This window comes from Photorhabdus sp. S10-54 (assembly GCF_963878145.1).
Lineage (GTDB): Bacteria > Pseudomonadota > Gammaproteobacteria > Enterobacterales > Enterobacteriaceae > Photorhabdus > Photorhabdus kayaii.
Genome location: NZ_CAWNXG010000002.1, coordinates 209,396 through 220,794, shown reverse-complemented (window position 1 = coordinate 220,794; position 11,399 = coordinate 209,396). Strand labels below are relative to the sequence as shown.

The following is an 11,399-nucleotide window of genomic DNA, read 5'->3' as shown; positions in this document are numbered from 1 at the left end:
GGCATATTTGAATTACAGGCGGCGGGACTCGTCGTTTCTGCCCATGGAGGCCTGCGTAAATCCGTCGCACAGACGGCTGCGGCCTAGGAAGTGGGAAGCCTCGCCGTTTACGGCGGGGAGCAGTCACGGGTAATTCTTATCCATATTGCTCAGGCTTTAGAGCTACCGTTTATGCCGGTTGTTTTTCCAACACAGTTGATTTTGCGTGTTGATTATCCAGATAACACGGCGAGGTTTATTAATCCACTCAATGGTGAAGCGTTAAGTGAATATGTGCTTGATGTGTGGCTTAAAGGTAACATTAGTCAGACAGCTAAATTAGCAGCCGATGATTTGCAAGGAGCTGATAACGCCAGCATTGTACGTAAAGTGCTGGATACAATAAAAGTCGCGTTAATGGACGAAGGGCAAATGGAACTGGCACTGAGAACGAGTGAAGCTGTGCTGATATTTGATCCCGATAACCCCTATGAAATACGTGATAGGGGGCTGATTTATGCGGAACTTGATTGTAATCATATTGCGGTTTCTGATTTAAATTATTTTGTGGAGCACTGCCCGGAGGACCCGGTGGCAGAAATGGTCAGAATGCAGATATACGCCATTCAGCAGCAATGCCTTGTTTTACATTGAAATATTGTTTTGTATTGAAATATTGTTTTGCACTGATGAATAGCGCACTGCACTGATTTATCTCATTAATTTATTGGTCCCTAACGGAAGGTATAAGTATGCAACAGAAAGTGGTTCATATTGGTGATATCAAGGTCGCGAATGATCTACCGTTTGTTCTCTTTGGTGGTATGAATGTCCTTGAGTCACGGGATTTGGCCATGAGTATTTGTGAGCACTATGTGACAGTGACACAAAAATTGGGCATTCCTTATGTTTTCAAAGCCTCCTTTGATAAAGCAAACCGATCATCAATTCACTCTTACCGCGGCCCCGGTCTGGAAGAGGGAATGAAGATTTTTCAGGAATTGAAACAAACTTTCGGTGTGAAAATCATCACTGACGTGCATGAGTCGGCACAGGCCCAGCCAGTGGCGGAAGTGGTTGATGTTATCCAACTGCCAGCATTTCTGGCGCGTCAGACTGATTTAGTTGAGGCGATGGCGCGTACCGGCGCGGTAATCAACGTTAAAAAACCCCAGTTTATTAGCCCGGGTCAGATGGGAAATATTGTGGATAAATTCAAAGAAGGCGGCAACGATCAGGTGATCTTATGTGACCGTGGCAGCAACTTTGGTTATGACAATTTGGTGGTGGATATGTTGGGCTTCAATGTTATGGCTCAGGCGACGGGGGGGCATCCGGTCATTTTTGATGTCACCCATTCACTCCAATGCCGCGATCCATTTGGTGCTGCGTCTGGTGGTCGTCGTGCTCAGGTTGCTGAACTGGCGCGTGCGGGAATGGCAGTCGGCATTGCTGGCCTGTTCCTTGAAGCTCATCCTGATCCTGCGAATGCGAGGTGTGATGGTCCATCAGCATTGCCGTTGGCAAAACTTGAACTATTTTTGAGCCAGATGAAAGCAATTGATGATGTGGTGAAAAGCTTCCCTCAACTGGATACCAGTAAATAAAGTGGCTTTTTGATGCCATGACATCAAATGATGACGAGATTTGGTGATGAATAGATTTGGCGCTGGTTTACAGCGCCATGATTTTAAAAAAAAGAGTTATTGGAAACAGAGCTAGCAAACTTTTATCTGGCAATTTCAGCTATCCATTTTGCCATTGAAATTCAACTCTTCCATTGCTCGTGGTAATGTCGCATGGAAGCTAAGGTGATTTTCAACCAACTGGATTCTGGCTCTGGCCAATGTTTTTAACGGCTGAAATGGAATATCACAAACAGCAATATATTTATCCTTACCCACTTCATCAATAAAACGTTGGAAAGCATGCAGCCCACCCGCATCCAGTACTGGCACGGCATCCCATTGCATGAGGATTGTCTGATAATTGGCGCTTTCTTCCTTTAATTCTGTGAAGATACGTTCAGCGGCGGCAAAGAATAGCGGGCCATTGATACGAACAACCAGCAGAGCTTTATCGACATTTGTTTGTGGCAATTGACTGATGCGAGTCATATTGGCTATCCGACGCATAAACAGCAGTGAAGCTAATACGATACCAATCGTAATAGCGATAACCATGTCAAACAGTACGGTGAGCGACATACAAAGTACCAGCACAATAATGTCATCCCTTGGTGCACGGCGGATCAGATCGATAACTTTATGTATTTCGCTCATATTCCAGGCGACCATGAGCAACAAGGCGGACATAGCGGCCAGAGGAAGATAGGAAAGCATGGGCGCCAATGCCAGTAAAGTTAATAAGACGAGCAGAGAGTGAACAATGGCTGAAACCGGTGATGTCGCGCCGGCCCTGATATTTGCGGCTGAGCGGGCGATTGCGGCGGTAGCTGTAATACCACCGAAGAATGGCACGACAATATTTCCCAATCCTTGGCCAATCAATTCACTGTTTGAGTGATGCTTCTTACCGGTCATACCATCTAAAACCACGGCACAAAGCAGTGATTCAATCGCGCCTAACATTGCCATTGAAAAGGCGGCGGGTAATAGGGCTGAAATTGTTGCCCAACTGATATTAACCTGATGAGCATCCATATCAGGTAAATGCCACGGTAAAATAAATTGCGGTAGGATGGGTGGGATGCCTTGTCCTTGTGTACCGTCATTCAATATATAACTAAATTCAGAACCAATAGTAGCAACATGTTGATCGAATAAGTTCATGATCCCCATTACAGCAGTTCCTGCAATGAGAGCAGGAAGATGCCCGGGTAATTTCAGCCCAAGCTTAGGCCAATAAATCAGAACGGCAAGTGTCGTCAGGCCAATCAGCGTATCACTCAAATACAGCGTTGGCAGAGCTTGAAACAGAACCGCAACCTTATTGATATAATTCTCTGGCATATGTTCCAATTGCAGACCAAAAAAATCTTTTACTTGCATGGTTGCGATAGTTATCGCGATCCCAGAAGTAAAACCGAGTGTTACGGGTAGCGGAATATACTCGATCAATTTACCAACGCGGGCTAACCCCATCACCAGCAAAATAATGCCTGACATTAATGTTGCAATGAGCAAACCACTCAGACCAAATTGTTGAGAGACCGGATAGAGAATGACAACGAAAGCGGCGGTAGGGCCGGAAACACTATAGCGTGAACCGCCGGTTATCGCGATAACTATCCCGGCAATTGCGGCGGTGTAAAGCCCATATTGTGGCGCGACACCACTCCCGATGGCTAGCGCCATCGCGAGCGGGATGGCGATAATACCGACAGTAATACCGGCAATAATATCTTTAGTTAAACGAGCAAAAGAGTAAGATTCCTTCCAACAAGCATCAATTACAGCACTAAACGGCCGTATACCGTTCATTCTACGAGTTTTCATCTGTGCATAAACCAAAAATATAGAGGGAAAAAGCAATAAGGTTGTTACAACCAAATTGCAAGACCGAATTGTAAAAATAGTGCTTTTAGTTCAAAGCGATAGCGCTATAGATCAAACTTAATGTTAATAGCTTAACGTCAGGAAAGTGAAAAGTAAAAGGGAGAATAGTGTTCTTATCACCATAAAATAGGCTGAAACCGATTCTATTAAGTGTCTATTCTTATTGGTGAATATTATTGAATTAACTTCATAAAGAATTTAATTAATATTTTTAAAATTGAAGCTATTTGGATTCACATAATTGATTGTAATTTTTAATTGTTATTGTTAGAAAGTTAAATAATTAATTATGCATTCACCACAAGTATTGATTATGACTGAATTAAACTAGCTGTATTGAATGTTTTTACGCATAATATTTTTTTATTTAATTTTTGGGTGTAATTTAACCAATGCTTTGATATCTCTTAAATATTAGATTAATAATTTGACAGATATAAGAACTCACCCTATTATTTAGGGTGACTCATAGAATTAGATTGAACAAGTGAATTGAAAATAGGTAAGCTAAAAATATATACGTTAATAATATATAAATTAAAAATGTTTTTTTGTTTAGATAATATTTATTCTGAATGCTTTATTTAAAGTAGGGATTACTGTTGGAAAATATCTTTTAGATAAGGTGGGAATGTTTAAATGCACAAATATGATAGCAAAATACTTATTATTGGTTCATCAAGTGAAATTGGGAATGCAATTTGCCAGCATGCGGTTGCAAGTGGTTATCAGGTATTAGGCACTTCACGTAAACCGCGTAATGAAGAAATTTATTTAGATGTTATGTCGGATAACAGTGTTAGAGAAGCCATTAGCATTGCCATTGAAAAAATAAAATGTATTGATGCGGTTATTTATACGCCGGCAATGTCATTGGATGGCTTATTACATGCTCAAGATATTGAGGGTTGGCATGATGTTTTTAATGTCAACTTATTTGGTGCAGCAAGAGTAGCAAAATATTTGCTGCCACATTTTATGAAGAATCGTAATGGCGTGATGCAATTTATTTCTTCTACGGCAAGTTTACGTGTAGAGACAGGCGCCATCGCTTATTCTTGTTCGAAAGCAGCCATGAATGCATTGGTAAAAAACATCTCTAATGACTACGGTCGTTTTAATGTTAGGGCCTACACTGTAATGCCGGGATATGTTGATGGTGGTATGTTGCGTCATATTTCTCCAGAAAAGAAGATGGAATTCGCTAGAAGCACTGCATTAAAACGAATGGCAGGTGTTAATGAAATTGCCAGTTTTTGTGTGGGGACGTTGAGTACATCAACCTATATCACAGGAACATCTCTTTGCATTGATGGGGGATTAAGTGGTTAATAACAATATTATATACCCTATGGATTTCAAGATGCATCTCGACGGCAAGGGAACGAATCCCCGGGAGCATAGATAACTAACTATGTGACCGGGGTGAGTGAGTGCCGCCAACAAAGAGGCAACTTGAAAGATGACGGGTATAAATCGTGATCCGCAAGCATGCGTTCATCAATTAGCTGGAATAGCGGGTTGGATTTATAATAAATGTATTTCTTCACTTGGCCTAATATTGCCAATCGCTTTAATGAGAAAAGGTTATTGGTTATTATTCCAATGTTGGTTACGCTATTTGGAATAGAAGCTGAAACTGATTATCAGATATCTTTATTTTATATCGTTTATGAGTTATTTTTTTTTGGGTAAATGAGAGTCTATCTCAATAGGCGTAATTGTTGCAGGCAATTTCAAGATGCATCGCGACGGAAATGGAGCGAATTCCCGGGAGCGTTTAATTTTTATGAAAGAAAAATAACAATTTGGAGGTGAAGAAAATGGTTATATTAGGTATCAGTGGCCTTCCTAATGCTCAACGTTTTCTGCGAGAGAATAATCCAGAGGTAAGTAAATTAGACGAACGTATTTGCCAGGGAGTCGATAGTGCGGCCTGTGTGATTATTGATGGAAAAATTGTTGCAGCGGCGGCGGAAGAGCGCTTTACGGGAGAGAAAGGAACAGGGCGGTTTCCTGCTAATGCCATTAATTATTGTTTAGCGGAAGCAGGTCTTATGCAAGATGATATACAGGTTATTGCTCACGGTTTTAATTATGATAATTATCGCCGATTTTTCATGTCTAATGAAGCGTTATTCGAGGAGGTTTTTAGTGGAAAAACCGTGATTAATGCATTAGCTGATAAGGGATGGCAGAATATTGAATCACGTTTTCAGGGGGTAGATCACCATCTAGCTCATGCGGCATCAGCCTTTTATCCCAGTGGCTTCCCGTCTGCGCTATGTGTCATTTCAGACGGTATGGGCGAAATAGAATCTTTAAGTGTTTATCTTGCTAAAGGCCAGCAATTCCAGAAATTGTACAGTCAGCCAATTAGTTCTTCATTAGGAATATTTTATTCTATCTGTACCCGGTTCCTTGGTTTTGTATTTAATAGTGATGAATATAAAGTCATGGGACTTGCTGCGTATGGTAACCCTGAGCGATACCGCGATATTTTTAATGAATTAGCGCAATTCGATGCAGAGAGCGGAACGATACAGATAAACTGGTTACCGCAAGCATTTGACAATGCGGAATATGGTTTTCCCGGTGCAATGGCACAACTTAGCGATATGTTTGGTTTTACACCGAGAAGTGAAGATAACATTTTGCTGGATGTTCATCAGGATTTTGCTGCTGGATTACAGGAGAAATTTACACTGTTGCTGAAACAGTTAGTGACCTATTGGCTGCAAAAAACCGGTGAAACGTCACTCTGTTTTGCTGGAGGATCATTTTTAAACTGCAAAGCAAACCAAGTTCTTTGTCAACTTGATGGGTTGGAAAACGTCTTTATCCAACCGGCATCGGGTGATGATGGTTCGGCCTTGGGGGCTGCGCTTTTTGTGGCTGGTGGCTACCACAATGATGTAGATCCTTGCTTTAATCCTTATCTTGGCCCACGCTTCTCCACCGATGAAGTCCGCAATGTATTATTCCGACATGGTGGCAATGCGGGAATGAAATGGCGTTATTTGGGATTGAATGATGATTATTTTGTTTCTGCGGCTAAAGATATCGCAGAAGATAAAATCATTGCCTGGTTCCATGGTCGAATGGAATTTGGTCCGAGGGCACTTGGCAACCGTTCGATTCTAGCTTTGCCAACAGGTGAAAGAATAAAGGATAGGATTAATAGTACAGTGAAATTCCGTGAGGCTTTCCGACCATTTGCCCCGGCAATTTTGGATGAGGATTGCGACACTATTTTTGAGACGCGTAATTTAATGCCGACTCGATATATGCTTTGCACCGCCAAAGTAAAACCAGAAATGATGGGGCCGGTGTCTGGTATTGTTCATGCTGATGGAACGGCGCGTATTCAGCTTGTTGAACGTACTTTTAACGCAACTTTTTGGCGATTATTGAAAGAGGTACAGAAGATAACCGGTTATGGCTGTCTGGTGAATACTTCATTTAACATTCAGGGGCAGCCGCTTATTATGTCACCGGAAATTGCAATAGAAACATTTTTGAAAACTTCGCTGGATAAGCTTTATATTGAGGGGTTTGTTGTCTGGAAAGAATAACCCTGATGGCTTTCTGATTAAAATGTCAGTTAATTGATTTTGGGATCAAATGTGTTTCTTTGTCATTTTAAAAAATATCTGGAGATGATATTTGATGATGTAGAAACACATCCTGTCTATTTGCAAAACAAAGATTGTTTTACTGGCGGCTCTTTGACCGTTTATATGCAGCTGCTGAGTTTCTTGATGAGACACTTTTGCAAGTTTTGAGTGAGGGAATATCTGTGTTTGAATCTCTTGTATCGGTGTTGGGAAATGTTGTTAATTAATATTTTGCGGAGATTTCATTTTTTGGTGCAGAGGTAGCATTTTCGCTTTTTTGTCCTATCCAATTTTACTCAATTCTGGAAAGGATGAGCGGGGAGTCTATTTTTGCAAAAAAATTCTTACACCAGAGTTGGGAAAATGAAGGGTAATTGATTAAGTGATGGGGATTTGGTAATGGTATATCAATATGCTATCATGATATGGAATTGATATACGTTGTTTTGGCATAACTCGGAGAACGCACCATGCACAATACCCAAGGAAAAACCACAGCCAGTTTCTTGATCCGCTTGCGTAGTCAGGATACGCCCACAGGGATCAGCGCCGGGACGCTTGATGAACTGGTTAAAGTCACTGGTATGAGTAAAACTGAGATCGCACACCTTGCCTTGCGCAACTTTGCAGATCGGTATCTACCGCACTACGAGAAAGATGACGGACCATTGAGCAATGAGCAGATCTGTGCCATCCGTGAGGCGAGCGCCGCTAGCGACATTGCGGATGATAACTTTACTCAACGCCTGTTCTGATCGAGAGGCAATGATGGCACAGCAGCACAAAACGATCAGGTTTATCCCCCTTGCCACTATCGGCAGCATTGTGTGGTGTCGGTTTCCTGAAAGCTTCGGGACGCCGGGACCGAAATCTCGACCGGCGTTAGTAATTGCTGTATCTCCGACTGATCACGCGGTGATTGTGGTCTACGGCACCTCGCAGAAAACCCATCAGATTTACCCTGGCGAATTTCTTATTCAGACAACGGACATAGATTTTGAACTGACAGGTCTTGCTTACGACACAAAATTCAATCTAAACCACGAAATAAAACTGTTTTATGATTCTAACTGGTTTGAAGTCGCGCCAGCTTGGCGTGCGTTGCCAATCCCTGTTACGCCACGTATGGGGACGTTACCAGCCAGCTACTACGATGTTGTGCGACAAGCCGCAGCATGCCTCAAAAAGTAGCTAGATTTATTGTTTTAATTGGAGGGTTATAAACCCTCCATCGTAGGCGTATACAAATAAAAAGCTCAAGTATTTTGAATTTAAGCTCTTCTTTAAAAATCTGCCGGTGAAAATTAGATTGCTATTCAATCTATTTCTATCGGTATTTGTGAAATAATACTCAGGCTAATAATTTACATAAGTATTATCATACATTAGAGAAGAGCGTGACTTTTTTAATTTAAACTTTTCATTAACAAATCTTGTTGATATGAAAATTTTACTTTGCTATTTTAACAGGTATTAAAACTGGAGCAGAAATTATATTGACGATCCACTCATTCACATTAACAGCCTTGAGCAGAAAATTCATATTATTATCATAATCCTAACGAAATTTACAGCTCAGGAGTCCGGTAGTCAGAATCTGAATTTTATGGATATTTTGTTACTTGCATTATCTTAATATAAAAATACAAGAAGTAAGAGTTGGTACGACCAGTTTGCAAAGATGGTTAAACAACAATTTAAGTTGAAATTACCCTATTAAATGGATGGTAAATATGACTAAAAAAATTTCATTCATTATTAACGGCCAGGTCGAAATCTTTCCTGAAAGTGATGATTTAGTGCAATCCATTGACTTTGGTGATAATAGTGTTTACCTGCCAATATTGAATGATTCTCATGTAAAAAACATTATTGATTATAATGAAAATAATAAATTACGGTTGCATAACATTGTCAATTTTCTCTATACGGTAGGGCAAAGATGGAAAAATGAAGAATATTCAAGACGCAGGACATATATACGTGACTTAAAAAAATATATGGGATATTCAGAAGAAATGGCAAAGCTAGAGGCCAACTGGATATCTATGATTTTATGTTCTAAAGGTGGCCTTTATGATGTTGTAAATAATGAGCTTGGTTCTCGCCATATCATGGATGAGTGGCTACCTCAGGATGAGAGTTATATTAGGGCTTTCCCAAAAGGTAAGTCTGTACATCTGTTGGCAGGTAATGTTCCATTATCTGGGATCATGTCTATATTGCGCGCAATTTTAACCAAGAATCAGTGTATTATAAAAACATCATCAACCGATCCTTTTACAGCTCATGCATTAGCGTTAAGCTTTATCGATGTAGACCCTAATCACCCGATAACGCGCTCTTTGTCTGTTGTATATTGGCAACATCAAGGGGATACATCACTCGCAAAAGAAATTATGCAACATGCGGATGTCATTGTTGCTTGGGGAGGAGAAGATGCGATTAATTGGGCTGTAGAACAGGCGCCACCTTATGTTGACGTGATTAAATTTGGTTCTAAGAAGAGTTTTTGCATTATTGATGACCCAGTTGACTTGACATCAGCAGCTACCGGTGCGGCTCATGATATTTGTTTTTACGATCAGCGAGCTTGTTTTTCCACCCAAAACATATACTACATGGGAAGTCATTATGAAGAATTTAAGCTAGCGTTGATAGAAAAACTTAATCTATATGCGCATATATTACCAAACGCCAAAAAAGATTTTGATGAAAAGGCGGCCTATTCTTTAGTCCAAAAAGAGAGCTTGTTTGCTGGATTAAAAGTAGAGGTGGATATTCATCAACGTTGGATGATTATTGAATCAAATGCAGGTGTGGAATTTAATCAACCACTTGGCAGATGTGTGTATCTTCATCACGTCGATAATATTGAGCAAATATTGCCTTATGTTCAAAAAAATAAGACGCAAACCATATCTATTTTTCCTTGGGAATCAGCATTTAAATATCGAGACGCATTAGCACTAAAAGGTGCAGAAAGGATTGTAGAAGCAGGGATGAATAACATATTTCGCGTTGGTGGATCTCATGATGGAATGAGACCGTTACAACGATTAGTGACATATATTTCTCATGAAAGGCCATCTAACTATACTGCTAAGGATGTTGCTGTTGAAATAGAACAGACTCGATTCCTGGAAGAAGATAAATTCCTTGTATTTGTCCCATAATAGGTAAAAAGTATGGAAAATAAATCCAAATATAAAACCATCGACCATGTTCTTTGTGTTGAAGGAAATAAAAAAATTCATGTTTGGGAAACGCTGCCAGAAGAAAACAGCTCAAAGAGAAAGAATACCATTATTATTGCGTCGGGCTTTGCCCGAAGGATGGATCATTTTGCTGGCCTGGCGGAATATTTATCGCAGAATGGGTTTCATGTGATTCGCTATGATTCACTTCACCACGTTGGGTTGAGTTCAGGGACAATTGATGAATTTACAATGTCTATAGGAAAACAGAGCCTATTAGCAGTTGTTGATTGGTTAAATACACGAAAAATAAATAACCGTGGTGTTTTGGCTTCAAGCTTGTCTGCACGGATAGTTTATGCAAGTCTATCTGAAATTAATGTTTCGTTTTTAATCACCGCGGTCGGTGTTGTTAACTTAAGATATACGCTTGAAAGAGCTTTAGGATTTGATTATCTCAGTTTACCCATTGATGAACTGCCGAATAATCTGGATTTTGAAGGCCATAAATTGGGTGCTGAAGTCTTTGCGAGAGATTGCTTTGATTTTGGCTGGGAAGATTTAACTTCTACAATCAATAGCATGATGTATCTTGATATACCGTTTATTGCTTTTACTGCAAATAATGACAATTGGGTAAAGCAAGATGAAGTTATCACATTGTTATCAAATATTCGTAGTAATCGATGCAAGATATATTCTTTGCTGGGAAGCTCTCATGACTTGGGTGAAAACTTAGTGGTCTTACGCAATTTTTATCAATCGGTTACGAAGGCCGCTATCGCGATGGATAATGATCGTCTGGATATTGATGTTGATATTATTGAACCATCATTTGAACATCTAACTATTGCGACAGTCAATGAACGTCGAATGAAAATTGAGATTGAAAATCAAGCGATTTCGCTGTCTTAAAACCTATTGGGATAGATATACCCTATGGATTTCAAGGTGTATCGCGACGGCAAGGGAGCGAATCCCCGGGAGTATAGATAACGATGTGACCGGGGTGAGTGAGTGCAGCCAACAAAGAGGCAACTTGAAAGATAACGGGTATGGTTAATACTATCACTCAAATAGCAATATAA

Annotated in this window: 8 protein-coding genes and 2 pseudogenes; 9 read left to right on the top strand and 1 reads right to left on the bottom strand. The window is 40.3% G+C overall.

Features of this window, described 5'->3' with window-relative positions:
* The 3 genes and pseudogenes from AACQ83_RS02260 to kdsA form a co-directional block, all read left to right on the top strand.
* Positions 1 to 87: pseudogene (locus tag AACQ83_RS02260) on the top strand (RNA-guided endonuclease InsQ/TnpB family protein); the annotation flags it as partial.
* Positions 88 to 132: 45 nt separating this feature from the next.
* Positions 133 to 633 (top strand): annotated as a pseudogene (locus AACQ83_RS02255) (tetratricopeptide repeat protein); the annotation flags it as partial.
* A gap of 98 nt (positions 634 to 731) precedes the next feature.
* Positions 732 to 1,586, top strand: a complete 855-nt coding sequence (gene kdsA / locus AACQ83_RS02250; RefSeq protein WP_112876092.1) for a 3-deoxy-8-phosphooctulonate synthase — start codon at positions 732 to 734, stop codon at positions 1,584 to 1,586.
* 135 nt (positions 1,587 to 1,721) lie between these two features.
* On the opposite strand, the gene dauA is transcribed toward kdsA, so the two are convergent.
* Complete coding sequence (gene dauA, locus AACQ83_RS02245; RefSeq protein ID WP_112876091.1) at positions 1,722 to 3,437, bottom strand: C4-dicarboxylic acid transporter DauA; 1,716 nt, start codon at positions 3,435 to 3,437, stop codon at positions 1,722 to 1,724.
* Between the two features lie 699 nt (positions 3,438 to 4,136).
* On the opposite strand from dauA, the gene AACQ83_RS02240 reads away from it, so the two are divergent.
* The 6 genes from AACQ83_RS02240 (at position 4,137) to AACQ83_RS02215 (ending at position 11,226) form a co-directional block, all read left to right on the top strand.
* Entirely contained in the window at positions 4,137 to 4,829 is a 693-nt protein-coding gene (locus AACQ83_RS02240) for an SDR family NAD(P)-dependent oxidoreductase (RefSeq protein WP_112876090.1), read from the top strand.
* Between the two features lie 491 nt (positions 4,830 to 5,320).
* Positions 5,321 to 7,072: a carbamoyltransferase family protein gene (locus AACQ83_RS02235; RefSeq protein WP_112876089.1), complete on the top strand. Its 1,752-nt coding sequence runs from the start codon at positions 5,321 to 5,323 to the stop codon at positions 7,070 to 7,072.
* Positions 7,073 to 7,584: 512 nt separating this feature from the next.
* Positions 7,585 to 7,869: a hypothetical protein gene (locus AACQ83_RS02230; RefSeq protein WP_112876088.1), complete on the top strand. Its 285-nt coding sequence runs from the start codon at positions 7,585 to 7,587 to the stop codon at positions 7,867 to 7,869.
* Positions 7,841 to 8,305 carry a type II toxin-antitoxin system PemK/MazF family toxin gene (locus AACQ83_RS02225; protein WP_240000676.1) on the top strand — a complete coding sequence of 155 codons (465 nt, stop codon included), beginning with the start codon at positions 7,841 to 7,843 and terminating at the stop codon, positions 8,303 to 8,305. The genes AACQ83_RS02230 and AACQ83_RS02225 overlap by 29 nt, the downstream gene beginning before the upstream one ends.
* A gap of 542 nt (positions 8,306 to 8,847) precedes the next feature.
* The gene (gene luxC / locus AACQ83_RS02220; RefSeq protein WP_112876086.1) at positions 8,848 to 10,290 is read left to right on the top strand and encodes a long-chain-fatty-acyl-CoA reductase LuxC; all 1,443 of its coding nucleotides are present in this window, start codon (positions 8,848 to 8,850) and stop codon (positions 10,288 to 10,290) included.
* A 12-nt stretch (positions 10,291 to 10,302) separates the two neighbouring features.
* On the top strand, positions 10,303 to 11,226 hold the full coding sequence (locus AACQ83_RS02215; RefSeq protein WP_112876085.1) for an acyl transferase: 924 nt from the start codon (positions 10,303 to 10,305) through the stop codon (positions 11,224 to 11,226).
* Positions 11,227 to 11,399: the final 173 nt, after the last annotated feature.

Coding starts and splice junctions, on each gene's coding strand:
- kdsA (WP_112876092.1), top strand. CDS start 732: ATGCAACAGAAAGTGGTTCATATTGGTGATATCAAGGTCGCGAATGAT.
- dauA (WP_112876091.1), bottom strand. CDS start 3,437: ATGAAAACTCGTAGAATGAACGGTATACGGCCGTTTAGTGCTGTAATT.
- AACQ83_RS02240 (WP_112876090.1), top strand. CDS start 4,137: ATGCACAAATATGATAGCAAAATACTTATTATTGGTTCATCAAGTGAA.
- AACQ83_RS02235 (WP_112876089.1), top strand. CDS start 5,321: ATGGTTATATTAGGTATCAGTGGCCTTCCTAATGCTCAACGTTTTCTG.
- AACQ83_RS02230 (WP_112876088.1), top strand. CDS start 7,585: ATGCACAATACCCAAGGAAAAACCACAGCCAGTTTCTTGATCCGCTTG.
- AACQ83_RS02225 (WP_240000676.1), top strand. CDS start 7,841: ATGATAACTTTACTCAACGCCTGTTCTGATCGAGAGGCAATGATGGCA.
- luxC (WP_112876086.1), top strand. CDS start 8,848: ATGACTAAAAAAATTTCATTCATTATTAACGGCCAGGTCGAAATCTTT.
- AACQ83_RS02215 (WP_112876085.1), top strand. CDS start 10,303: ATGGAAAATAAATCCAAATATAAAACCATCGACCATGTTCTTTGTGTT.